This window comes from Pseudomonas sp. MN1F (genome assembly GCF_009391885.1).
In the GTDB taxonomy this organism is placed as follows: domain Bacteria; phylum Pseudomonadota; class Gammaproteobacteria; order Pseudomonadales; family Pseudomonadaceae; genus Aquipseudomonas.
In genome coordinates, this window is the sequence record NZ_VZII01000007.1 from 291,196 (window position 1) to 315,301 (window position 24,106).

Below are 24,106 nucleotides of genomic sequence, written 5' to 3' on the forward strand. Positions count from 1 at the left end.
CCGCGGGCGCGTTCGACTACCAGAAATTACTGCGTGATCAGTGCACGTCCTTCCAGTATTCGCGCTTGAGCAAGTAGGCAAATACGAAGAAGAAAGCCAGGTACAGCAACACGTAGGTACCGATGCGCTGGCTTTCCAGTTTGACCGGGTTGGCCGAATAGGCCAGGAAGGTCACCAGGTTCTTGACCTTCTCGTCGAACTGCTCGGCGTTCAGGGTACCGGAATTCGGCGTAATGGTCAGCTGGTCACAGGCTTCATGGGTGAGCGGGCTACCCGTCAATGGGTCGAATTGCTTCTTGCCATCGACCACCATCTGCACCTGTTTGCAGCCAACCACCTGATTGCCCTGCAGGCCGACCAGCACGTTAGGCATGCCGACGTTCGGGAACACCTTGTTGTTGACCCCGTACGGGCGCGACGGGTCCTCATAGAAGCTGCGCAGGTAGGTGTACAGCCAGTCGGTACCCCGTACCCGTGCGACCAGGGTCAGGTCGGGCGGCGCGGCGCCGAACCAGGTCTTGGCGTCACTGGGCTGCATGCCGATCTGCATGTGGTCACCGATCTTGGCACCGGTGAACACCAGCTTCTCGAGCATCAACTCATGAGGGATACCGAGGTCATCGGCAACCCGCTCGTAACGCTGGAACTTGGCGCTGTGGCAACCCATGCAATAGTTGGCGAAGGTGCGCGCACCGTCCTGCATGGCCGCCTTGTCGGTCAGGTCGATATCGACCTTGTCCAGCTCCAGGCCATGTTCGGCAGCGAAGGCAAAGGCAGGCATCACTGCCAGCAAAAATACTGCAATCAACTTTTTCATCAGCCAGTCACCCTTTCCGGAACCGGTTTGGTCTTCTCGAGCCTTGTGTAGAACGGCATCAGCAGGAAGTAGGCGAAGTACAGCACCGTGCACACCTGCGACAGCAAGGTACGCCCAGGCGTAGGCGCCAGTACGCCGAGGATGCCGAGGATGACGAAGGCAATGCAGAACACCAGCAGGAAGACCTTGCTGATCCAGCCCTTGTAGCGCATGGAGCGCACCGGGCTGCGGTCGAGCCAGGGCAGCACGAACAACACGGCAATGGCGGCGCCCATGGCGATTACGCCCATGAGCTTGTCAGGCACCGCTCGCAGGATCGCGTAGAACGGCGTGAAGTACCACACCGGGGCGATATGCTCGGGCGTCTTGAATGCGTTCGCCTGCTCGAAATTAGGTTTTTCCAGGAAGTAACCGCCCATCTCCGGGAAGAAGAACACCACGGCACAGAACACGAAGAGGAACACCACCACACCCACGATGTCCTTGACGGTGTAGTACGGGTGGAACGGAATACCGTCGAGCGGAATGCCGTTTTCGTCCTTTTTCTTCTTGATGTCCACACCATCGGGGTTGTTCGAACCCACTTCGTGCAGGGCCAGGATGTGCAGCACCACCAGGCCGAGAATCACGATTGGCAGGGCCACCACATGCAGGGCGAAGAAGCGGTTCAGGGTAATGCCCGAGATCAGGTAGTCACCACGGATCCATTGGGTCAGATCGCCACCGATCACCGGAATGGCACCGAACAGCGAGATGATCACCTGGGCACCCCAGTAAGACATCTGCCCCCACGGCAGCAGGTAGCCCATGAAAGCTTCAGCCATCAGCGCCAGGTAGATCAGCATGCCGAACAGCCACACCAGCTCGCGGGGCTTCTGGTAGGAGCCGTAGAGCAGGCCGCGGAACATGTGCAGGTAGACCACGATGAAGAACGCCGAAGCGCCGGTGGAGTGCAGGTAGCGCAGGATCCAGCCGTACTCGACGTCACGCATGATGTACTCGACCGAGGCGAAGGCCTCTTCCGCCGAGGGCGTGAAACTCATGGTCAGCCACACGCCAGTGACGATCTGGTTGACCAGCACCAGCAGCGCCAGCGAGCCAAAGAAATACAGGAAATTGAAGTTCTTGGGCGCGTAATACTTGCTCAGGTGGTCTTCCCACATCTTGGTGGCGGGGAAGCGAGCGTCAATCCAGTCCATGAACTTGCTCATCATGCTTTCTCCTGGTCGACGCCGATGACGACAATGTCGTCCGACTCATAAGAATGCGGCGGTACTGGCAGGTTGAGTGGCGCCGGCTGCGACTTGTAGACACGGCCAGCCAGATCGTAGTGGGAGCCGTGGCAAGGGCAGAAATAGCCACCGACCCACTTCGGCCCGAGGTCTGCGGGCGCGACTTCCGGGCGGAAGGTCGGCGAGCAACCCAGGTGCGTACAGAGACCCACGAGAATGAGGATTTCCGGCTTGATCGAGCGAACCTCGGGGTCGACATAGGTCGGCTGCACCGAGCTCTTCGACTGAGGGTCGGAGAGGTCACCCTCGATCTTCTTCAGGTTGCCAAGGATCTCCTGCGTTCGCCGCACGATGAACACCGGCTGGCCACGCCACTCGGCAACCATCTGCTGCCCTGGCTCGACCTTGGCAATATTGACCTTCACCGGTGCACCGGCCGCCTTCGCCTTGGCACTGGGGAACCATGACCCCACGAACGGTACCGCAGCCCCCACTGCCCCCGCTGCCCCGACCACGGATGTCGCGGCTACGAGGAAGCGGCGCCGGCCTGCGTTGACGCCGTCATTGCTCATTCAGTCCTCTCCCATCAGCTTGCTTGGCCAGTTGGACCTGACCTGTACTTAGGTTGTGTCTGTGGCGCTAAAAATTGGCCGCCATGGTAAGAAACAAATCCACACAGTGACAAGGTGATTACCCCCACAAGGAGCTATAACCCGCGCTTTGCTTGATCTGCGTCTATGCGACAAGTGGTCACCGACATGCTGACAGGGTAGTTCAAGCACAAAAAAAAGCCCGGTTCCAAGGAACCGGGCTTTTTTCGACTGCCGAAGCGGTATTAACGCTTGGAGTACTGAGGACGCTTACGCGCTTTACGCAGACCCACTTTCTTACGCTCGACTTCACGAGCGTCGCGGGTGACGTAGCCAGCACGACGCAGAGCGCCACGCAGGGTTTCGTCGTATTCCATCAGGGCGCGGGTGATACCGTGACGGATCGCACCGGCCTGACCGCTGACACCACCACCGGAAACGGTGACGTAGATGTCGAATTTCTCAACGGTTTCGGTCAGCTCGAGCGGCTGGCGAACAACCATGCGAGCGGTTTCGCGACCGAAGAACACGTCCAGAGAACGGTTGTTGATGGAAATGTTACCAGTACCCGGACGCAGGAAAACGCGAGCGGTTGCGGTCTTGCGACGGCCAGTGCCGTAATTTTGAGTCGCCGACATAATGAACTTTCCCGTTAGATCTTCAGTTCTTGAGGCTGCTGAGCAGTGTGTGGGTGAGCAGCACCCGCGTACACTTTCAGCTTACGGTACATGTCGCGACCCAGCGGGTTCTTAGGCAGCATGCCCTTGACCGCGGTTTCGATAACACGCTCAGGGGCCTTGGCGATCAACTTCTCGAAGTTGATTTCCTTGATACCGCCTGGGAAACCGGAGTGGGAGTAGTACATTTTGTCGGAAGACTTGGCACCAGTCACACGAACCTGTTCAGCGTTGATGACGACGATGTAGTCGCCGGTGTCAACGTGAGGGGTGTATTCTGGTTTGTGTTTGCCACGCAGACGGCTAGCGATTTCGGTAGCCAGACGACCCAGGGTCTGGCCAGCGGCGTCGACTACGAACCACTCGCGCTTTACTGTTTCCGGTTTAGCAGTAAAAGTTTTCATTCTCTAAAGCCTCAGAGGCCGCCCAGCGAAAAATAGACGGCGAATCTTACTGGATAGTGCACAACTTGCCAAGGGCAAGCGCGCAGCCGAACGCTGACGCTTTTGGGGGCTCGGGTCGGGCACGCCAATGTTCGACGGGGTTCTTCCTGCGAGGTGGTGCATCACTTCCGCCACACGGAGAGGGGCAGAATTATCCAGATTGCGCGAAAAATTTCAACCTGCTTTGATGGGCTTCTTTTGCCAAGGAGTGTTTTCCCGATGGAATACCGCAAGCTCGGCCGTACCGACCTCGACGTCAGCGCCCTGTGCCTGGGCACCATGACCTGGGGCGAGCAGAACACCCAGGACGAGGCCTTCGAGCAGATTGCGCTGGCCAAGGCCAGCGGCATCAACTTCATCGACACCGCCGAGATGTATCCGGTGCCGCCACGCCCGGAAACCTATGCCGCCACCGAGCGCATCATCGGCAACTGGTTCCGGGCCAACGGTGATCGCGATGACTGGGTATTGGCCAGCAAGGTCGCCGGCCCTGGCAACGGCATCAGCCACATCCGCGACGGCCAACTCAAGCACAACCGCCAGCACATCGTCGCCGCGCTGGACGAGAGCCTCAAGCGCCTGCACACCGACCGCATCGACCTCTACCAGCTGCACTGGCCGGAGCGCAGCACCAACTTCTTCGGCAAGCTGGGTTACCAGCACCTGGCCAACGACCTGTTCACCCCACTGGAAGAAACCCTCGAGGTGCTCGACGAGCAGGTGCGTGCCGGCAAGATCCGTCACATCGGCCTGTCCAACGAAACCCCGTGGGGCACCATGAAGTTCCTGCAACTGGCCGATAGCCGCGGCTGGCCGCGGGCGGTGTCGATCCAGAACCCTTACAACCTGCTCAACCGCAGCTTCGAAGTGGGCCTGGCGGAAGTGGCGATCCGCGAACAATGCGGCCTGCTGGCCTATTCGCCACTGGCGTTCGGCTTGCTCTCAGGCAAGTACGAGAACGGTGCCCGGCCAGAAAAAGGCCGCCTGACCCTGTTCAGCCGCTTCGCCCGCTATTCCAACCCGCAGACCGTGGCAGCCTGCAGCCGCTATGTACAGCTGGCCCGGGCGCACGGCCTGGACCCGGCACAGATGGCCCTGGCGTTCGTGACCCGGCAGCCATTCGTGACCAGCAACATCATTGGCGCAACCGACCTGGTGCAACTGCAGAGCAATCTCGACAGCCAGCAGCTGAACCTCAGCGACGAACTGCTCGCGGCAATCGAGGCGATCCATCAGGAGCAGCCGAATCCCGCGCCTTGAACAGCATGGGCCGCCACGCGGCCCTTCTGTGACACGGGGTAGACACAATCGCCAAAAAATAAGACGATCCAGCCGGTGATTGACCACTCTACCCTATAAGAACAATGACAATGATGTTTACCCAACCCTCCGCGTCGTTGCGGCGCGTCAGCATCCTGGCCATTGACAAGGTGTTCGCTTCGACCCTGATGCAGGCCAAGGATTTCTTCCACCTCGCCAGCTTGCGCTACAGCAAGCAGCTGGGCCTGGGCTTGCAGCCCATGTTCGAGATTCACCTGGTGAGCCCCGATGCCCAGCCGGTGGACAGCTTCAGCAATGTGCAGCTGCCGGTCGATGGCGGCCTCGATGATGCCGACGTGATCATCCTCCCGGCCTTCTGGGAGGATTTCGACAACCTGCTGCAACGTTATCCACAGGTGCTGCCTTGGCTGCGCGAACAGCACGCCCGTGGCGCCGTGCTGTGCGCTGAAGCCAGCGGGGTGTTCTGGCTGGCCGAATCCGGCCTGCTCGACGGCAAGGAAGCGACCACCTACTGGCGCTTCTTCAACAGCTTCACCGAGCGCTTCCCGAAGATTCGCCTGAACCAGGACAAGCACCTGACCGACGCCGACAATCTGTACTGCGCCGGCGGCACCACATCGGCCTGCGACCTGTACATCTACCTGATCGAGCGTTTCTGCGGCGCCAATGTGGCGCGTGCCGTGGCCCGCGACATCCTCTACGAAGTGCAGCGCAACTACACCCCAGGGCGCATGGGCTTTGGCGGCCAGAAGCTGCACCAGGACCTGATCATCCTGCAGATCCAGCACTGGCTGGAGGAACACTTCGCCGACAAGTTCCGCTTCGAGGATGTGGCCCGCAACCATGGCATGAGCATCCGCAACTTCATGCGCCGCTTCCAGGGAGCGACCGGCGACAAGCCGTTGCACTACCTGCAGCGGCTACGCATCGAGACGGCCAAGGGGCTGCTGTCGAGCACGCGCAAGAGCATCAAGACCATCAGTTATGAGGTCGGCTATGACGATGCGAGTTTCTTTGCGCGGTTGTTCCGCCAGCACACGGAGTTGTCGCCGAACCAGTATCGGCAGCAGTTCATGCAGGAAGCCTGAGGCCTCCTGAGCTTCAAGCCGGAAGCTGCAAGCGGCAAGAAAAAGCAAAAAAGCCAGAGCAGCTCTCGAACTGTTCTGGCTTTTTCTTACCGCTTGCAGCTTGTGGCTTGCCGCTGCCCTTAGGGTTTGTGCGGGCGCGAAAGGAACTCGTGCGACTGCATTTCCAGCAAGCGGCTCAAGGTCCGCTGGAACTCGAAGCTCAGGCGCCCGCCGGTGTACAGGTCCTTGAGTTCCACTTCGGCCGAGATGATCAGCTTGACGTTGCGGTCGTAGAACTCGTCCACCATGTTGATGAAGCGGCGGGCAATGTCGTCGGTGGTGACGCCCATCTGCTCCACGTTGCTCAGCAACACGGCATGGAAGATCTTGCCCAGCTCGATGTAGTCGTTCTGGCTGCGCGGCCCGTCGCACAGGGCGCGGAAGTCGAACCAGGCGACGTCGTCGCAGGTGCGCAGGGCAGTGATCGGGCGGTTTTCGATCATCAGCACGTCGTTCTCGACGGCCTGGGTGCACTCGGGCGTCAGCGCCTTGAAGCTGGCGCGCAGGCTCTGGTGCGCTGCGTCGTTGAGCGGGAAGTGGAACAGTTCGGCCTGCTCCAGGTGGCGCAGACGGTAGTCGACGCCGCTGTCGACGTTCACTACGTCGGTGAACTGCTTGATCATGGCGATGGCCGGCAGGAAGCGCGCGCGCTGCAGGCCGTCCTTGTACAGGCCGTCAGGGACGATGTTGGAAGTCGCCACCAGCGAGACGCCGTTCTTGAACAGCTCTTCCATCAGGGTGCCGAGGATCATGGCATCGGTGATGTCGGAGACGAAGAATTCGTCGAAGCAGATCACCCTGGCTTCGTCGCTGAAGCGCTTGGCGATGAGGGTCAGCGGGTTCTTCTCGCCCTTGAGGGTTTTCATTTCCTCGTGGACGCGCTTCATGAAGCGGTGGAAGTGCGTGCGCATCTTCTGCTTGAACGGCAGCGCTTCGTAGAAGGTGTCGACCAGATAGGTCTTGCCGCGCCCTACCCCACCCCAGAAGTACAGACCCTTGACTGGCGTCTGCTCCTTCTTGCCGAACAGCTTGCCGAACATGCCCGGCTTGTTGTTCTGCGCGTGCACCAGGTCGTCGTACAGGCGCTGCAGGTGACGAACCGCAGTTTCCTGCGCCGCATCATGGAAGAAGTCGGGACGTTTCAGATCTGCTTGATATCGTTCTAGGGGCGTCATGATTTCGTTAGCGAGGCAACAAAAAACGGGCCGTCACTGTAGCGACAGGCCCGCTTAATGGCAATCAGACTTGCGGCGAAATGCCTCAGTCCTGTTGCGGCTGAAGCGCTACACGCAGGCTTTCGATGGCCGAATCACGGGCTTCGGCAGTGTCGAACTGCGGCCCGTCGGCAACCTGCTCATCGTTCAGCCACAGGCTGAAGCCCAGGCCATCAACGCGCACATCGGCGTCGCCACCCTGCTGCAGCTGCTTGCTCACGGCACCGGCGCTCTTGCCGTCGGCGAAGCTGCGCGACAGCAGCAGTTGCTCGCCATCGGCGGCCAGCAGGCGGAAGCGGAAGCTGCCGTCTTCATCACGGAAGCTGACGAAGCGCGCACTCTTGGCGGCTTTCTTCTTCACTTCGGTGTTGGCCTGCACGCTGCTGCGGAACGAGCGCAGGCCAACGGCTTCACGCAGCTGTTCGAGGAACGGGGTGGCGATCTTGCGGGCCTTGGCGGCGCCAGCAAGGAGGATGTCCTCCAGGTCCGCCGGGCGCGCGATCAGCTGGTGGTAGTGCTCGCGCTTCTCGGCCAACTGGCCGTCGAGCAGCTGGAACAGGCGCTGTTTCGCGTCGCCCCAGCCCAGGCCCTGCAGCAGCTCTTCGCGGAACTCGGCGCACTGCGCCGGCGTCGAGAAGGCCTGGAACAGGGTGAACAGGTGCGAGTTGTCCGGGTCCTTGGCTTCGCCAGGTGCACGCGAGTCGGTGACGATGCGCGAGATGGCGTCTTTCATGTCCTTGGCGCTGGTGAACAGCGGGATGGTGTTGTCGTAGCTCTTGGACATCTTGCGACCGTCCAGGCCCGGCAGGGTCGCCACGCTCTCCTCGATCACCGCTTCCGGCAGGGCGAAGAAGTCGTTGCCCTGGCCGAACAGGTGGTTGAAACGCTGGCCGATGTCGCGGGCCATTTCCACGTGCTGGATCTGGTCACGACCGACCGGCACCTTGTTGGCGTTGAACATCAGGATGTCCGCGGCCATCAGCACCGGGTAGCTGTACAGGCCCATGGTCACGCCGGCATCCGGGTCTTCGCCGGCTTCCAGGTTCTTGTCCACCGAGGCCTTGTAGGCGTGGGCGCGGTTGAGCAGGCCCTTGGCCGCAACGCAGGTCAGCAGCCAGGTCAGCTCGGGGATCTCGGGGATGTCGGACTGGCGGTAGAAGGTCACCTTCGCCGGGTCCAGGCCACCAGCCAGCCAGGTGGCGGCGATTTCCAGGCGCGAGCGCTGGATGCGCAGCGGGTCGTCGCACTTGATCAGGGCGTGGTAGTCGGCCAGGAAGTAGAACGAGTCGACACCCGGTTGCTGGCTGGCGACGATCGCCGGGCGGATGGCGCCGGCGTAGTTGCCCAGGTGCGGGGTGCCGGTGGTGGTGATACCGGTGAGGATGCGCGTGGTCATGGGTGTTCGCTTATTCAGGCTTGGCTCAGTTCGAAAGGCGCGGCAGCAGCAGATCCTTCAGATCGGTCAGCTTGCCATGGAAGAAGTGTCCGCATTCTGCCACTTTCAGCAGCTCATGGGGGCGCCCCAGTGCGTCGGACCATTCGTAAACCAGCTGCGGATCGACGACTTCGTCGGCGTCCGGCTGCACCACAGCGATCGGGCAGTGTTGCGGCAGCGGGAACTCTGCGGTCAGGCGCATCACCGCCGGGGCGATCATGAACAGCTGCTGCAGCGCCACGCCCTGGGCTTCCAGGCGCCCGGCCAGGCTGGTGGCGACAAAGCCACCGAACGAGAAGCCCATCAGTACCAACGGCAGCTCGGGATGCTTGGCACGCAACCAGGCCGCTGCGGCCTCGGCATCGGCCACTTCGCCAGCGCCCATGTCATGGCTGCCGGCGCTCTGGCCAACGCCGCGGTAATTGAAGCGCAAGGTCACGTAGCCGGCATCGCGGGCGGTGCGCTGCAGGGTCGAGACCACCTTGTTGAGCATGGTGCCGCCCTGGACCGGGTTGGGGTGGCAGATCAACACCGCACCGCGGGCATCGGCCACGTCCAGGTACAAGGCTTCCAGCTGGCCGATCGGGCCATCGATGAACAAGGGGGTTTCGCGGACAAGCAAGGCACTACTCCGTGACCTCGAAGGGGGTCGTTTCGTCTAGGTGAGGAATTCTGTTCTGATTTGCGATCGCTCGCGGTATACAGCGCAGGTCTGAGCCGTTAACGTAAAGCAAAGCCGTTTATAGAGGAAGGACTCGTGGAACTCTCGCTCCTTGTTTGGTTGTTGCCAACCCTGGCCCTGGTCATCGGTGTGGCGGTCGGTTTCATCGTTGCCCGCCTGCTGCCCAATGCGGCGCCCAGCAGCACTCAGCGTCAGCTGGATGATATTCAGAAGCGCTTCGACACTTACCAGAATGAGGTGGTCACCCACTTCAACAGCACTGCCGTGCTGGTCAAACGGCTGACCCAGAGCTACCAGGATGTACAGGATCACCTGGCAGAGGGTGCCAACGCCCTGGCCCTCGACGACGTGACCCGCCAACGCCTGCTGGCTGCACTGCACTCGGAAGGCTCTCAGGTTCCACGCGATCGCCTGACCCCACCAAAAGACACCGCCGAAGTGCCACGTGATTACGCGCCCAAAACGCCGAACTCGCCGGGCATGCTGGACGAGAGCTACGGGCTCAAGCGCTGATCCGCTGAAAAGAACAAAGGCCTCGCATGAGGCCTTTTTCTTGAGTGTGATTCACTGATTTAGCTACAAGCCTTCAAAGCCTGCTCGACATCCGCCAGCAGATCCTCCACATCCTCCAGCCCCACCGACAACCGCACCAACCCCTCGGAAATGCCGTGATGCGCCCGCTCTTCGGGCGTGTAGCTGGAGTGGGTCATGCTCGCCGGATGCTGCGCCAGCGATTCGGCATCCCCCAGGCTCACCGCCCGGGCAAACAGTTGCAGCGCATTCATGAAGCGCCGCCCGGCCTCGATCCCGCCCTTGAGTTCGAAAGCGATCATGCCGCCCGGCAAGCGCATCTGCCGCTGCGCCAGTTCGTACTGGGCAAACGATGGTAGCCCCGGATACTGGATCAGCTCCACCTGTGGCTGGACCGCGAGAAACTCGGCAACCCGCTGGGCATTCGCGCAGTGGCGATCCATACGCAAAGCGAGTGTCTTGATGCCACGCATCAGCAGCGAGGCATCGTGCGGCGACAGCACAGCGCCCGTCATGTCCTTGAGGCCTTCAAGGCGAATGCGGTCCACCAGTGCCTTGCGTCCGATCACCAGCCCGGCCGTGATATCGCCGTGCCCACTGAGGTACTTGGTCGCCGAATGCACCACCAGGTCGGCCCCCTGCTCCAGCGGCCGCTGCAGGTAAGGCGTGCAATAGGTATTGTCGACCACGATATGCAGGTCATGCCCCCGCGCCGCTTCAGCAACTGCCGCGATATCGACCAGTTGCATGTTCGGGTTGGCCGGGGTTTCGAAGTAGATCATCCGGGTTTTAGCGTTGATCGCAGCCTTCAAGGCCTTGGCGTCATTGAGGTCGACATGGCGCACCTTCACTCCGAACTCGCCGATGCCATGGTGCATGTAGGCGAAAGTGCAGCCATACACCGTGCGCCCGACGATCAACTCGTCACCGGGGCGCAGCAGGGTCCATAGCGTCGAGGTGATGGCCCCCATGCCCGACGCCAGCGCCAAGCCTGCCTCGCCCCCTTCCAGAGAAGCCATGCGCTGCTCCAGCAAGGCCAGGGTCGGGTTGGAGATACGGCTGTAGAAGTGCCCGCCCTCCTCACCGGCAAAGCACGCCGCGCCGTATTCGACGCTGGGGAAGGCATAGGTTGCGGTCTGGTAAACCGGTGGCACCAGGGCGCCGCCGTGGGAAAGCGGATCGTAGCCATGATGGATGGCGCGGGTGGAAAAACCGGTGTTGTTATGGGAGTCGCGCATGGCAACAGCCTCTGGTGGTTTGTTATAAGCTTATGCCACCGAGCTGCCTGAATTTTTCCAAAATTGCCCACGCATTCGCGCCTGTTTTGGAATGAAAACAACAATTACAACACCAGGAGGGCAAATCATGCCTTCAAGCCTCGACCGCACCGACCGCGCTCTGCTCGCTGCCCTGCAGGACAACGCCCGTCTGACCATTTCCGAACTTGCAGACCAGGTTGCGCTGACCACCTCGCCGTGCTGGCGGCGGGTCAAGTTGCTGGAGGATAACGGCTATATCACCGGCTACCAGGCCATCTTGTCGCCCAAGTCGCTGGGCTTTGGGGTGACGGCGTTTGTCAGCATCATGATGGATTCGCATACCAAGGACATGGCGCTGGCATTCGAGCAGCGACTGATGGAGATTCCCGAGATTGTTGTTTGTCACAACATCTCTGGGCGGTATGACTTTCTGTTGGAGATTCTGGCGAGGGATCTGGAGTCGTTCGGGGAATTTACTCGGGAGGTACTGCAGCGGTTGCCGGGGGTGAAGGAGATTTATTCGAGTTTTTCCTATAAGGCGGTCAAGGAAAAACGAGTGATTCCGGTATCAGAAATACACATCTGAAAAGCCGCACCGTCTATAACGGTCTCCAAACCGCTAGCATCAGAGCAACGCGTGCAGTTTGGAGATCGACAAGCTCTAATGCACCGCTATGACTCATGGATAATCGTGAGGGATTTTAATAAACGGATCAGGAATGGGAGGGTAAACATGAGGGTATATTTTTGGATTTCGAGGCAGTCGTCCTGGCACATAACCTTGACGCGCCCATCGAACCTCCCCATTGCGGCCATCAAAAATTATAATATTTCCAGTATCGGTAACCTTCAGGTAATTATTTGTCCAATACGATCTATCCAGCGTCTCCGTGCTCTGCGCGGACCATATCCTATCGCGTGACGGATCATATAAAAAACCTGAGTTACTCACGACAAACTGAAGTGGCTCACGAGATCGATTACGGAACGTAGAGCTATATGGCTGCGTATGGTCAGCGACCCAAACGACCGAACCAGCGTCTTCCAAAACCAGATTACCATCGTCCCTGAGACGAAGTACAAACCTTCCATTATCAGATTTTATGAAATGCCCCGCCCGCATGGCCTGGTTAGGAGGAAGCAATACCCCTCCAGACCCTTGAAACAGCTGATATTGTATTTGTTGATACTTGCTTTTTTCCATGACGAAAGTCTCCTTCAGGTAAGTGCCAGACACTACTCAACTAGTGGTACGCACTCATCATCCGCAAATGCAATCAACATTCACACCAAAAAGTATTCCCACCCCTGCCATGGGAAAAAATCCTACAACAACAATAGAATCCACCCACATATAGTCATCACATTTCGCATTGAGGAATTAGTCATAATCTCTCAGGCATGGCAAGCGCCCACTCGGCAGGCAAAATATACCTAACACACCAAACAACGCCCCAAATAACGTCACTACACATAAATTCGAGAACTGTATGAAAAAGCTATTAGCAGTCGTTATTCTCATATTATCCGGATGCAAAGGCGAGATGCCCCTTTTGCTTCCTAACAGAGAAGAAATGAAATTCCAGTGTGACATGGACCCTTACAAACAGGGCTGCGAACGGATGATGGATTATCAAGAGCACCGTCGCTGGATCAAGAAACCAATGACCTGAAGCCATGGCAAGCAGGCAACCCAAGATCCAACGGCGGGGGCATACTACTGCAGCTGTTAAACCAGCAAGGAAAAAACCTACAAAAAACAGAAAAACCCTCACACTTTACATAGTACCTCGAACACTTAACTACCGCGCAACTTAAGCGATGCTACCAGCATCAATCAGGAGGGGAACGCTGACATGGCATTACCATTACCCAACCACATCGCAAACAAGCTTGCTGAGCAAATCTTCAACAACTTCGACGATTTCTCCCAGGCTTTCTGGCTGGCAATCGCCGAAGACCCGATCTACTCCCAACAATTCGTTACCTCGCAACTCAACCGCATCAAGCAAGGATGGCCACCTCGCGCGCCTTTCGGTGAAACCGCAAAAGGCGTACGCGACTATCAGATCTGCCACATCGACCCACCTGCCTTTTGCGGTGCGACGTACGACGCCGAAAACATGCGGATCATGAGCGCCCTGCAGTACGCGCTGTCATCGGAGGTGAAGTGGTGATCAGTCAAAAACACTCCCTTGCCGACTACACCTGCGCCGAATTCAGGACAGTGGTTGAGGAATTGCTACAGGCATCTGGTACCTCCGCCTGGCAGGATCGCTTACTCGAACACTTTATCGAGATGGCCGGACATCCGGATGGCTCTGACCTCCTCTACTACCCTGCAAACGAACTGGAAGGCTGCGCCGTGGGGGTGATCGCACGGATCATTGCCTGGCGAAAATCAAAGGAACTTCCCCTGTTCAAGGATATGCAATGAACAAATTTGTATGGGTGTTGATGCTGCTTCTATCCGGTTGCGCCGATGGCAGGGTCTGAACGCTGAAGTGACACAGACCTGAACTTCAATCCCACCAAGGACAAGAAGGCTAGATACGTTAACGGCTATGCACAGCGAGAAAAGGGCCTTCCCCGAGGTCCTTACTATTGGCCCGGGATCAAAGCATTAACGTAATCACGCTTGATGATTTCCAAGGCGACTGCATCATCCAGCAGATCAAAGCGCGGCACCTCGTTGCTCAGCTCACCTGGGTCTGAATAGTCCATCTTACCGACGAGATGCTGAAGCAGAAAATTCATGGCCTCGATATCCGTAGGGGTCACGTTAAGCGACTTGATCAACAAGGCAACTACTGCCTTAGGTTTGTTTTCCGCAAACTGAAACGAAGGGTAAAACTTCCTACAACCGTCGGTGTGAGTGTATGCGAGAAGCTTCCCTGCGCTGGCCTCCTTGATCAACTTTTGCTGTGTAATACCCAACAATTCGCAAGCTGCCTGCACATCCAGTAGCTGACAGCGACTGTCGATACGCTCGAGCGCGCGCGCTTTCATTCTGGTTATTGCATCCTGATTACGCGTTGCAACCGAAGCCATCAGTCCTCCTCGGCAATTCGATATTCCGTAAACTCTGAGGCTATGGCTCTCCAGTTGCATGAGTCAATTTTTCAATGCGTCTATTTGTAAACACGGCCGTCACTCGTAGATACATGTCTTGGGTTTTGAGCTGGCGCTCGATCTCCTAGGCGCTGAAAATGCTGCGGCGAACACCCCGCAGCCCACTCTCACTGCCCATTAAATCCACCAACAAAAAACCCCGCCGAAGCGGGGTTTTTCACAAGCACCAATGCTTAGATCGCGCCACGCTGGCGCAGCACATCCAGCACCTGCTTCACGCCTTCATCAACACTGGTGTTCTGGGTATCGATCACCAGGTCAGCATCCAGCGGCACATCGTACGGGAAGCTTTCGCCCGGGATGTTATCGCCCCCAGCGGCGTACAGCCCCTGCGGGTCACGCTCACGGCACGCCAACGGCGAGGCCTGAACGTAAACGGTCACCAGGCGCTCCTTGCCGATCAGCGCCTTGGCCTGCTCGCGGCCTTCGGCATCCGGGGCAACGAACGCCGCCAGGGTCAGCAGGCCGGCTTCGTTGAACTGGCGAGCCACGTGGGCGGCGCGGCGCCAGTTCTCGGTGCGGCCGGCGCGGTCCTGTGGCAGGCCCTTGTTCAGGTCGTGGCGCAGGTTCTGGCCATCGAGTACGTACACCGCACGGCCCATATCGAACAGCTTGCGCTCCACAGCGTAGGCCAGGGTGCTCTTGCCAGCGCCGGACAGGCCGCTGAACAGCACGGTTGCAGGCTGCTGGCCGAAGCGCAGGGCGCGCTCTTCGGTGGCCACGTGAGCGAGCTTGCCATGCTGGCCGGTGCTGCCGTGCGGCAAGACTGGCGGCGCGATGATCATGCCGGCGCCGACGGTGCCGTTGGTCAGGCGGTCGATGACGATGAACGCACCGGTGGTGCGGTTGCTGTCGTAACCGTCCAGGGCGATCGAGGCGTCCAGGGCAACCTTGACCCGGCCGATCTCGTTCAGCTGCAGCGCGCTGGCAGCGCCCTGCTCCAGGGTGTTCACATCGACCTTGTGGGTGATGCTGGCAATCGAGCCCGGCACGTAGCTGGTAGCGCGCTTGATGTCGTACTTCTTGCCCGGGAGCATCGGCTCCTCGGCCATCCACACCAGCATGGCGTCGAACTGGTCGGTGACTGGCGGCACGTTATCGGCGTGCACCAGCAGGTCGCCACGGGAGATGTCAATCTCGTCTTCCATGGTCAGGGTAACGGCCTGGCCTGGGCCAGCGTTTTCCAGTTCACCTTCGTAGGTGACGATGGACTTGACCCGGCTGCTCTTGCCCGACGGCAGCACGACCACTTCGTCACCCTTGTGCACCACGCCGCTGGCGATGGTGCCGGCGAAGCCGCGGAAGTTCAGGTTCGGGCGGTTGACGTACTGCACCGGGAAACGCAGGTCGGTGAAGTTGCGGTCGGCCGACACTTCGACGGTCTCGAGGATTTCCATCAAGGTCGGGCCGGCGTACCACGGCGATTGCTCGCTGTGATTGACCACGTTGTCGCCCTTGAGCGCCGACATCGGCACGAATTGCAGGCTGCTTGGCTTCAGGTTGATGGCGTCGGCGAACTTCAGGTAGTCGGCCTTGATCGACTCGAATACGCCTTCGTCGAAGCCTTTGAGGTCCATCTTGTTGACCGCGACCACGATGTGCTTGATGCCCAGCAACGAGGCGATGTAGCTGTGGCGACGGGTCTGGGTCTGCACGCCGTAGCGGGCATCGACCAGGATGATTGCCAGGTCGCAGGTGGACGCGCCGGTGGCCATGTTGCGGGTGTACTGCTCGTGGCCCGGGGTGTCGGCGATGATGAACTTGCGCTTGGCGGTGGAGAAGTAGCGGTAGGCGACATCGATGGTGATGCCCTGCTCGCGCTCGGCCTGCAGGCCGTCGACCAGCAGCGCCAGGTCGACTTCCTCGCCAGTGGTGCCGACTTTCTTCGAATCACGGGTGATGGCCTCGAGGTGGTCCTCGTAGATCATCTTCGAATCGTGCAGCAGGCGCCCGATCAGGGTGCTCTTGCCATCGTCGACGTTGCCGCAGGTCAGGAAGCGCAGCAGTTCCTTGCGCTCGTGCTGGGCCAGGTAGGCGAGGATGTCCTCGCTGATCAGATCAGATTGGTGCGACATGGAGTAACCCTGAAATTAGAAGTAGCCTTGGCGTTTCTTGTCTTCCATGGAACCGGCGCCATCGTGGTCGATGACACGGCCCTGGCGTTCGGACGTACGGGTCAGGAGCATTTCCTGAATGATGTCCGTCAGGGTCTCGGCTTCCGACTCGACAGCGCCCGTCAGCGGGTAGCAGCCGAGGGTACGGAAACGCACCTTCTTCTTGACGATGCGCGCCTTCTCTTCCTCGGAGAGGTGCTCGAGGATGCGTTCGTCGTCGATCATGATCAGGGTGCCGTTCTTCTCGATGACTTCACGCTCGGCGGCGAAGTACAGCGGCACGATCGGGATGCCTTCGAGGTAGATGTACTGCCAGATGTCCAGCTCGGTCCAGTTCGACAGCGGGAAGACGCGGATCGACTCGCCCTTGTTGACCTTGCCGTTGTACACGTTCCACAGCTCCGGGCGCTGGTTCTTCGGGTCCCAGCGGTGCTTGCTGTCACGGAACGAGTACACACGTTCCTTGGCCCGCGACTTCTCTTCGTCGCGGCGCGCGCCACCGAAGGCGGCGTCGAAACCATGCTTGTCCAGCGCCTGCTTGAGGCCCTGGGTCTTCATGATGTCGGTGTGCTTGGAGCTGCCATGGGTGAAGGGGTTGATGCCCTGCGCCACACCCTCTGGGTTGACGTGGGTGATCAGCTCCAGGCCCATTTCCTCGACCATCTTGTCGCGGAAGCTGTACATCTCCTGGAATTTCCACTGGGTGTCGACGTGCATCACCGGGAACGGCAGCTTGCCCGGGAAGAAGGCCTTGCGCGCCAGGTGCAGCATCACGGCGGAATCCTTGCCGATCGAGTACAGCATCACCGGGTTGTCGAACTCGGCGGCCACCTCGCGGATGATGTGGATGCTTTCCGCCTCCAGCTGTTTCAAGTGCGTCAGTTTGTCGACCATGGCTACTCACGAAAAAACACGAAAAACGATCTTATGGACGGCCAGCGGGCCGTGTTCGAGCGAGCCACTTTATCACAGCGGCTGCTTCTATTTAGGAGGCGGGCTAGATCGAAAAAGTCTAACGATATGACTGGGGGTTTGGGGCTGGCAGGCCCGGCCCTTTCGCGGGTAAACCCGCTCCCGCAGGGACCGCGCCGGCCTGAAGACTGGCCCGGATGTCAGATGGGATTCGGGCAGTCGATGAACAGGTGCTCCAGGGCAAACCGCCGCGCCAGGTAGTCACCCAAGGCCTGCACCCCGTACCGCTCGGTGGCATGGTGCCCTGCGGCAACGAAGCTCACCCCGTTCTCCCGGGCACTGTGATAGGTCTGCTCGGACGCCTCGCCAGTGAGGTACAGGTCCACCCCCGCAGCAATCGCGGTGTCGATGTAGCCCTGCCCGCCTCCGGTGCACCAGCCGACCCGGCGGATCATCTGATCGCCTTCCACCAGCAACGGCTCACGCCCGAGCACTTCCTGCACCCGACGGGCGAAGTCACGTGCGGTCACAGGCTCCGCCAGCGAACCGACCAGGCCGACCACCTTGGGGTTTTCCGGGTCCAGCGGCCCTTCGACGGTGATGTCCAGTTGCCGCGCCAGCTGCACGTTGTTGCCGACTTCCGGGTGCACGTCCAGCGGCAGATGAAACGCCAGCAGGCTGATGTCGTGCTTGAGCAAGGTCTTCAGCCGGCGCTGACGGATCCCGGTAACGCACGGGTTCTCACCTTTCCAGAAATAACCATGGTGCACCAGGATCAGGTCGGCCTCGGCCTCGACCGCGGCATCCAGCAAGGCCTGACTGGCGGTGACCCCGCTGACGATGCGGCTGACCTGTGGTCGACCCTCGACCTGCAGGCCATTGGGGCAGTAATCCTGGATCTTCGCGCTGCCCAGGTAGCGTTCGGCTTCCTCGACCAGGGTGTTGAGTGCGACGGCCATGAAAATCTCCTCGAAATCTGCGCTTTTCTCGGGCGCAACGCCTGCAGAACGCCCGTATAATGCCGGCCATTATGGGCCGTCGCCGGCATCGGGGGAACCGGTGTATGATCGCGCGCGCTCATGCCCCACTGCGCGGCCACCGGCCCTTGCTCTCTCCAGGACTCGTTCATGTTCAAGGCTTTGCGTTACTTTGGCTGGCCCCTGCTCACCGGTATTCTGATCGCCGTACTGATCATCCAGCGCTACCCCGAGTGGGTGGGTCTGCCCAGCCAGGACGTCAACCTGCAGCAAGCCCCGCAAACCTCGCGGATCATGCAGGGCCCGGTGTCCTACGCCGACGCCGTGACCCTCGCCGCCCCGGCCGTGGTCAACCTGTACACCACCAAGGTGGTGAACAAGACCGCCCACCCGTTGTTCGAAGACCCGCAATTCCGCCGCTTCTTCGGTGACAACCTGCCCAAGCAGCGCCGCTGGGAGTCGAGCCTGGGTTCGGCGGTGATCATGAGCCCCGAGGGCTACCTGCTGACCAACAACCACGTCACCAGCGGCGCCGACCAGATCGTCGTGGCCCTGAAAGACGGCCGCGAAACCTTGGCCCGGGTGATCGGCAGCGACCCGGAAACCGACCTGGCGGTGTTGAAGATCGACCTGAAGAACCTGCCAGCCATTACCATCGGCCGCTCCGACAACATCCACATCGGTGATGTGGTATTGGCCATCGGCAACCCGTTCGGCGTCGGCCAGACCGTGACCATGGGCATCATCAGCGCCACCGGCCGCAACCAGCTGGGCCTGAACAACTACGAAGACTTCATCCAGACCGACGCGGCGATCAACCCGGGCAACTCCGGTGGTGCGCTGGTCGACGCCAATGGCAACCTGGTCGGCATCAACACCGCGATCTTCTCCAAGTCCGGTGGCTCCCAGGGTATCGGCTTCGCCATCCCGATCAAGCTGGCGCTGGAGGTGATGAAGTCGATCGTCGAACACGGCCAGGTGATCCGCGGCTGGCTGGGCATTGAAGTGCAGCCGTTGAGCCAGGAGCTGGCTGAATCGTTCGGCATGCAGGGCCGCCCGGGCATCGTGGTGGCGGGCATCTTCCGTGATGGCCCGGCGCAGAAGGCCGGGTTGCAGCTGGGCGATGTGATCCTGAGCATCAACGGCGAACCGGCTGGCGACGGGCGCAAGTCGATGAACCAGGTGGCGCGGATCAAGCCGACCGACAAGATCACCATCGAGGTGATGCGCAATGGTCAGCAGCTCAAGCTGATTGCCGAGGTGGGGCTGCGCCCGCCTCCAGCACCTGCAGCAACGCAGGAAGAGAAATAAGAAGAAGGGGCCGCATTTGCGGCCCCTTCTTGCATCAGTGCAGGATCTGGCTGAGGAACAACTTGGTCCGGTCACTGCGCGGGCGGTCGAAGAAGTCATCCGGCGCCGCCTGCTCGACGATCTCCCCCTTGTCCATGAAGATCACCCGGTTCGCCACGGTGCGGGCAAAGCCCATTTCGTGGGTCACGCAGAGCATGGTCATGCCGTCCTCGGCCAGGCCGACCATGGTGTCGAGCACTTCCTTGACCATTTCCGGGTCCAGCGCCGAGGTCGGTTCGTCGAACAGCATGATCTTCGGTTTCATGCACAGCGCCCGGGCAATCGCCACGCGCTGCTGCTGGCCACCGGAGAGCTGCCCAGGGAACTTGTGCGCCTGCTCTGGAATACGTACCCGCTCCAGGTAGTGCATGGCAATTTCCTCGGCCTTGCGCCGGGGCATCTTGCGCACCCACATCGGCGCCAGGGTGCAGTTTTCCAGAATGCTCAGGTGCGGGAACAGGTTGAAGTGCTGGAACACCATGCCCACCTCGCGGCGGATCGCTTCGATCTGCTTGAGGTCGTTGGTCAGCTCCACACCATCGACCACGATGCGGCCCTGCTGGTGCTCTTCCAGGCGGTTGAGGCAGCGGATGGTGGTCGACTTGCCCGAGCCGGACGGGCCACACAGGACGATGCGCTCGCCCTGGCGCACGTTCAGGTTGATGTCCTTGAGCACATGGAACTGGCCGTACCACTTGTTCACGCCCTGCATCTGGATGATGCCTTCGGGGCCGGCAGGCTGCTTGATCGCTTCACTCATTTCGAAACTCCTAACGCTTGTGGCCAGTGTCCAGCTTGCGCTCCAGATGCATGGAGTAGCGGGACATACCGAAACAGAAAATCCAGAACACCAGGGCGGCAAACACATAGCCCTCGGTGGCCATGCCCAGCCAGGCCGGGTCAGCGGCGGCTTGCTTGACGCTGTTGAGCAGGTCGAACAGGCCGATGATGATCACCAGGCTGGTGTCCTTGAACAGGGCGATGAAGGTGTTGACGATGCCGGGGATCACCAGCTTGAGCGCCTGCGGCAGAATCACCAGGCCCATCGAGCGCCAGTACCCCAGGCCCATGGCCGCAGCGGCTTCGTACTGGCCCTTGGGGATGGCCTGCAGGCCACCGCGGACCACCTCGGCGACATACGCCGACTGGAACAGGATCACCCCGATCATCGCCCGCAGCAGCTTGTCGAAGCTCATGCCTTCTGGCAGGAACAACGGCAGCATCACCGACGACATGAACAGCACGGTAATCAGCGGCACGCCACGCCAGAACTCGATGAAGGTCACGCAGACCACCTTCACCGCCGGCATCCGCGAGCGCCGCCCAAGGGCCAGCAGGATGCCCAGTGGCAAGGCGCCGACGATCCCCACGGTGGCGATCACCAGGGTCAGCATCAGCCCGCCCCACTGGCTGGTGGCGACGTTGCTCAGGCCGAGCAGGCCACCGTGCAGCAAGGTGTAGGCGAGGACCGGGTACAGCACCAGGAAGCCCAGGCCGTAGATCGCCTTGCGCGGGAAGCGTTTGATGAACAGCGGCGCCGCGCCGAGCACGGCCAGCCATACCGTCAGGTCCACGCGCCAGCGCAACTCGACCGGGTAGTAGCCATACATGAACTGGCCAAAGCGCTGCTGCACGAACACCCAGCAGGCGCCCGACTGGGTGCAGTCGGCGCGGGTGGTGCCGACCCAGTTGGCGTCGATCAACGCCCATTGCACCAGCGGCGGCACGATCAGCCACACCAGGTACACGGCGAACAGGGTCAGCAGGGTGTTGAGCCAGCTGGAGAACAGGTTTGCACGCATCCATGCGAGCACGCCGACGGTTTTCACCGGAGGCGGCATGTCGGGTTTGAAAACATGAGCATTCACGGGCGTATCCTCACCGCTCGATCAGCGCGATGCGCTTGTTGTACCAGTTCATCAGCAGCGAAATGCTGATGCTGATGGCGAGATAGACACTCATGGTGATGGCAATCACCTCGATGGCCTGGCCGGTCTGGTTGAGCACTGTACCGGCGAACAGCGAGACCATCTCCGGGTAGCCGATACCGGCTGCCAGCGACGAGTTCTTCGCCAGGTTCAGGTATTGGCTGGTCAGCGGCGGAATGATCACCCGCAGTGCCTGGGGGATGATCACCTTGCGCAGGGTCGGGCCGTCGCGCAGGCCAAGCGAGTGGGCCGCTTCGGTCTGGCCATGGCTCACCGAGCGAATGCCCGAACGCACGATCTCGGCAATGAATGCCGCCGTGTAGATGGTCAACGCCAGGGTCAGCGCCAGCAGTTCGGGGATCAACACCCAGCCGCCGACGAAGTTGAAGCCCTTGAGCTGCGGCACCTCCCAATGCACCGGGCTGCCGAACAGCAGCGCGCAGGCGCCTGGAATGGCAATGAACAGCGCCAGCCCCACCCAGAACTTGTGGAACGGCTCGCCGGTCGCATCGAAGCGTTTGTTGGCATAACGCACCATCACCACGATCGCCACCAGCGCCAGCACCAGGGCCACCACGAACGGCCAGAAGCCATCGGCCATCGAGGCACCGGGCATGTTCAGGCCACGGTTGCTGATGAAGAACAGGTCATTGATGTTGATGCTGCCCCTGGGCCCCGGCAGGGTCAGGAACACCGCGAAGTACCAGAACAGGATCTGCAGCAGCGGCGGGATGTTGCGGAAGGTTTCCACATACACGGTCGCCAGCTTGCTGATCATCCAGTTTGGCGACAGCCGCGCCACGCCGATGACGAAACCGAGCACGGTCGCCAGGATCACGCCAATGAACGTCACCAGCAGGGTATTGAGCAGGCCGATGACGAACACACGCGCATAGCTGTCGGATTCCACGTAGGGAATCAGGTGCTGGGCGATGCCGAAGCCGGCGCTACGCTCGAGGAAGTCGAAACCCGAGGTGATACCGCGGTGTTGCAGGTTGGTCTGGGTGTTGTGGAACAGGTACCAGCCCAGGCCCACCACGAAGGCGATCGTAAGAATCTGGAACAGCCAGGCGCGCACACGCGGGTCGTTCAGGGAAAGCCCCTTGGGTGCGCCAATTTGATTTTGCATGAAGTGCCCCGAAAAATAGGGATTCGAACAACCTGCGGCGGCGGGATGCCGCCGCAGGGTGCAGCCATCAGCGCACAGGTGGCGCGTACTGGATGCCGCCGTTGTTCCACAGGGCGTTCATGCCACGGTCGATCTTCAGGTCGGTGTTCTGGCCCAGGTTCTTCTCGAACACTTCGCCGTAGTTGCCGACTTGCTTGACGATCTGCACTACCCAGTCTTTGGGCAGCTTGAGGTCCTTGCCATATTCACCGTCAGCGCCCAGCAGGCGGGCGACGTCCGGGTTCTTGGTGGACTTGGCCTCGGCCTCGACGTTCTTCGAGGTGATGCCGGCCTCTTCAGCGTTGAGCATGGCGAACAGGGTCCACTTGACGATGCTGAACCAGTCTTCGTCGCCTTTACGCACCACCGGGCCGAGTGGCTCCTTGGAGATGGTTTCCGGCAGCACCACGTAGTCGGTCGGCGCGGCCAGCTTGGAGCGCTGGGCGAACAGCTGCGACTTGTCCGAGGTCAGCACGTCGCAACGGCCGGATTCCAGCGACTTGGCGCTTTCGTCGGAGGTGTCGAAGGTGATCGGGGTGTACTTCAGGCCATTGGCACGGAAGAAGTCCGAAACGTTCAGTTCGGTGGTGGTACCGGCCTGGATGCAGATGGTCGCGCCGTCGAGTTCCTTGGCGCTGGAAACGCCGAGCTTCTTGTTGACCAGGAAGCCAACGCCGTCATAGTAGGTGACGCCAGCGAACACCAGGCCCATGCCGGCATCGCGCGAGCTGGTCCAGGTGGTGTTGCGCGACAGCACGTCGACTTCGCCCGACTGCAGCGCGGTGAAGCGCTCCTTGGCGTTGAGCTGGCTGAACTTGACCTTGGTCGCGTCGCCGAACACGGCGGCGGCCACGGCGCGGCAGACGTCGGCGTCGATGCCGACGATCTTGCCTTCCTTGTCAGGTACCGAGAAGCCAGGAAGACCGTCGCTCACGCCACACTGGACGAAGCCCTTCTTCTTTACCGCATCGAGGGTGGCGCCGGCCTGGGCGTTGCTCACGGCGCCCAGTGCAGCGGCAGCGGTCAGGACTGCCAGGGTGGTTTTCAACATCTTCATTCACAACCTCCAAATTGCTCTTGTTGTACGAGCCGGAATTGCACCGCACCCTTTTGAGGCGCATCCGACCCGTGTTGGCTTGTTCTTGGGTCAATTGGCGCAATGGGCTGTTCTGTGACAGCCTTCGCGTGCAAAGGGTGTTACCGTCACGGCCTGCCCTTTGCATCGAATGAAGAATTG

The 24,106-nt window shown here is 60.4% G+C and carries 25 protein-coding genes; 7 read left to right on the plus strand and 18 right to left on the minus strand.

Annotated features, from left to right (window positions below):
• Positions 1-37: 37 nt before the first annotated feature.
• The 5 genes from F6X59_RS04240 to rplM form a co-directional block, all read right to left on the minus strand.
• The gene (locus F6X59_RS04240; RefSeq protein ID WP_152954801.1) at positions 38-817 is read right to left on the minus strand and encodes a cytochrome c1; all 780 of its coding nucleotides are present in this window, start codon (positions 815-817) and stop codon (positions 38-40) included.
• Positions 817-2,028, minus strand: a complete 1,212-nt coding sequence (locus tag F6X59_RS04245; protein WP_016395499.1) for a cytochrome bc complex cytochrome b subunit — start codon at positions 2,026-2,028, stop codon at positions 817-819. The genes F6X59_RS04240 and F6X59_RS04245 overlap by 1 nt, the downstream gene beginning before the upstream one ends.
• Positions 2,028-2,621 carry a ubiquinol-cytochrome c reductase iron-sulfur subunit gene (petA, locus tag F6X59_RS04250; protein WP_016395498.1) on the minus strand — a complete coding sequence of 198 codons (594 nt, stop codon included), beginning with the start codon at positions 2,619-2,621 and terminating at the stop codon, positions 2,028-2,030. The genes F6X59_RS04245 and petA overlap by 1 nt, the downstream gene beginning before the upstream one ends.
• Before the next feature lie 263 nt (positions 2,622-2,884).
• Positions 2,885-3,277, minus strand: coding sequence for a 30S ribosomal protein S9 (gene rpsI / locus F6X59_RS04255; protein ID WP_003260797.1), 393 nt, complete (start codon positions 3,275-3,277; stop codon positions 2,885-2,887).
• A 14-nt stretch (positions 3,278-3,291) separates the two neighbouring features.
• Positions 3,292-3,720 (minus strand): 50S ribosomal protein L13, encoded by a 429-nt coding sequence (rplM, locus tag F6X59_RS04260; RefSeq protein ID WP_003260798.1) that lies wholly within the window; start codon positions 3,718-3,720, stop codon positions 3,292-3,294.
• A gap of 258 nt (positions 3,721-3,978) precedes the next feature.
• On the opposite strand from rplM, the gene F6X59_RS04265 reads away from it, so the two are divergent.
• The gene (locus F6X59_RS04265) at positions 3,979-5,019 is read left to right on the plus strand and encodes an NADP(H)-dependent aldo-keto reductase (protein WP_152954803.1); all 1,041 of its coding nucleotides are present in this window, start codon (positions 3,979-3,981) and stop codon (positions 5,017-5,019) included.
• A 188-nt stretch (positions 5,020-5,207) separates the two neighbouring features.
• On the plus strand, positions 5,208-6,128 hold the full coding sequence (locus F6X59_RS04270; protein WP_178120030.1) for a GlxA family transcriptional regulator: 921 nt from the start codon (positions 5,208-5,210) through the stop codon (positions 6,126-6,128).
• 119 nt (positions 6,129-6,247) lie between these two features.
• Here the strand turns inward: F6X59_RS04270 and zapE are convergent, their stop codons facing one another.
• From zapE to F6X59_RS04285, 3 genes are all read right to left on the minus strand, one after another.
• Positions 6,248-7,342 carry a cell division protein ZapE gene (gene zapE, locus F6X59_RS04275; protein ID WP_152954805.1) on the minus strand — a complete coding sequence of 365 codons (1,095 nt, stop codon included), beginning with the start codon at positions 7,340-7,342 and terminating at the stop codon, positions 6,248-6,250.
• 85 nt (positions 7,343-7,427) lie between these two features.
• Positions 7,428-8,777: a tryptophan--tRNA ligase gene (locus F6X59_RS04280; RefSeq protein WP_152954808.1), complete on the minus strand. Its 1,350-nt coding sequence runs from the start codon at positions 8,775-8,777 to the stop codon at positions 7,428-7,430.
• Positions 8,778-8,802: 25 nt separating this feature from the next.
• Positions 8,803-9,438: an alpha/beta hydrolase gene (locus F6X59_RS04285; RefSeq protein ID WP_152954810.1), complete on the minus strand. Its 636-nt coding sequence runs from the start codon at positions 9,436-9,438 to the stop codon at positions 8,803-8,805.
• A gap of 135 nt (positions 9,439-9,573) precedes the next feature.
• Between F6X59_RS04285 and F6X59_RS04290 the strand changes: the two genes are divergently transcribed.
• The gene (locus F6X59_RS04290) at positions 9,574-10,011 is read left to right on the plus strand and encodes a ZapG family protein (RefSeq protein ID WP_346653522.1); all 438 of its coding nucleotides are present in this window, start codon (positions 9,574-9,576) and stop codon (positions 10,009-10,011) included.
• Between the two features lie 59 nt (positions 10,012-10,070).
• On the opposite strand, the gene F6X59_RS04295 is transcribed toward F6X59_RS04290, so the two are convergent.
• Entirely contained in the window at positions 10,071-11,267 is a 1,197-nt protein-coding gene (locus F6X59_RS04295) for a methionine gamma-lyase (protein ID WP_152954812.1), read from the minus strand.
• A gap of 127 nt (positions 11,268-11,394) precedes the next feature.
• On the opposite strand from F6X59_RS04295, the gene F6X59_RS04300 reads away from it, so the two are divergent.
• Complete coding sequence (locus tag F6X59_RS04300; RefSeq protein ID WP_152954815.1) at positions 11,395-11,874, plus strand: Lrp/AsnC family transcriptional regulator; 480 nt, start codon at positions 11,395-11,397, stop codon at positions 11,872-11,874.
• Between the two features lie 93 nt (positions 11,875-11,967).
• Here the strand turns inward: F6X59_RS04300 and F6X59_RS04305 are convergent, their stop codons facing one another.
• Entirely contained in the window at positions 11,968-12,492 is a 525-nt protein-coding gene (locus F6X59_RS04305) for a hypothetical protein (RefSeq protein ID WP_152954817.1), read from the minus strand.
• 652 nt (positions 12,493-13,144) lie between these two features.
• Between F6X59_RS04305 and F6X59_RS04310 the strand changes: the two genes are divergently transcribed.
• Both F6X59_RS04310 and F6X59_RS04315 read left to right on the plus strand, forming a co-directional pair.
• The gene (locus tag F6X59_RS04310; RefSeq protein WP_152954819.1) at positions 13,145-13,465 is read left to right on the plus strand and encodes an S-type pyocin; all 321 of its coding nucleotides are present in this window, start codon (positions 13,145-13,147) and stop codon (positions 13,463-13,465) included.
• Positions 13,462-13,725 (plus strand): bacteriocin immunity protein, encoded by a 264-nt coding sequence (locus F6X59_RS04315; protein ID WP_346653523.1) that lies wholly within the window; start codon positions 13,462-13,464, stop codon positions 13,723-13,725. The genes F6X59_RS04310 and F6X59_RS04315 overlap by 4 nt, the downstream gene beginning before the upstream one ends.
• A 164-nt stretch (positions 13,726-13,889) precedes the next feature.
• Here the strand turns inward: F6X59_RS04315 and F6X59_RS04320 are convergent, their stop codons facing one another.
• The 4 genes from F6X59_RS04320 to F6X59_RS04335 all read right to left on the minus strand — a co-directional run bounded on the left by F6X59_RS04320 (position 13,890) and on the right by F6X59_RS04335 (position 18,405).
• The gene (locus F6X59_RS04320) at positions 13,890-14,339 is read right to left on the minus strand and encodes a hypothetical protein (protein WP_152954824.1); all 450 of its coding nucleotides are present in this window, start codon (positions 14,337-14,339) and stop codon (positions 13,890-13,892) included.
• Between the two features lie 254 nt (positions 14,340-14,593).
• The gene (gene cysN / locus F6X59_RS04325; protein WP_152954826.1) at positions 14,594-16,495 is read right to left on the minus strand and encodes a sulfate adenylyltransferase subunit CysN; all 1,902 of its coding nucleotides are present in this window, start codon (positions 16,493-16,495) and stop codon (positions 14,594-14,596) included.
• 15 nt (positions 16,496-16,510) lie between these two features.
• On the minus strand, positions 16,511-17,428 hold the full coding sequence (gene cysD / locus F6X59_RS04330) for a sulfate adenylyltransferase subunit CysD (RefSeq protein ID WP_003251799.1): 918 nt from the start codon (positions 17,426-17,428) through the stop codon (positions 16,511-16,513).
• A gap of 218 nt (positions 17,429-17,646) precedes the next feature.
• On the minus strand, positions 17,647-18,405 hold the full coding sequence (locus F6X59_RS04335) for a Nif3-like dinuclear metal center hexameric protein (RefSeq protein WP_152954828.1): 759 nt from the start codon (positions 18,403-18,405) through the stop codon (positions 17,647-17,649).
• A 168-nt stretch (positions 18,406-18,573) separates the two neighbouring features.
• On the opposite strand from F6X59_RS04335, the gene algW reads away from it, so the two are divergent.
• On the plus strand, positions 18,574-19,734 hold the full coding sequence (algW, locus tag F6X59_RS04340; RefSeq protein WP_152954830.1) for a Do family serine endopeptidase AlgW: 1,161 nt from the start codon (positions 18,574-18,576) through the stop codon (positions 19,732-19,734).
• A 34-nt stretch (positions 19,735-19,768) separates the two neighbouring features.
• On the opposite strand, the gene F6X59_RS04345 is transcribed toward algW, so the two are convergent.
• From F6X59_RS04345 to F6X59_RS04360, 4 genes are all read right to left on the minus strand, one after another.
• Positions 19,769-20,533: an amino acid ABC transporter ATP-binding protein gene (locus F6X59_RS04345; protein WP_027918029.1), complete on the minus strand. Its 765-nt coding sequence runs from the start codon at positions 20,531-20,533 to the stop codon at positions 19,769-19,771.
• A 10-nt stretch (positions 20,534-20,543) separates the two neighbouring features.
• Positions 20,544-21,641 (minus strand): amino acid ABC transporter permease, encoded by a 1,098-nt coding sequence (locus tag F6X59_RS04350; protein ID WP_372240296.1) that lies wholly within the window; start codon positions 21,639-21,641, stop codon positions 20,544-20,546.
• A gap of 10 nt (positions 21,642-21,651) precedes the next feature.
• The gene (locus F6X59_RS04355; protein WP_152954832.1) at positions 21,652-22,830 is read right to left on the minus strand and encodes an amino acid ABC transporter permease; all 1,179 of its coding nucleotides are present in this window, start codon (positions 22,828-22,830) and stop codon (positions 21,652-21,654) included.
• Positions 22,831-22,897: 67 nt separating this feature from the next.
• Entirely contained in the window at positions 22,898-23,926 is a 1,029-nt protein-coding gene (locus F6X59_RS04360) for an amino acid ABC transporter substrate-binding protein (protein ID WP_152954834.1), read from the minus strand.
• Positions 23,927-24,106: the final 180 nt, after the last annotated feature.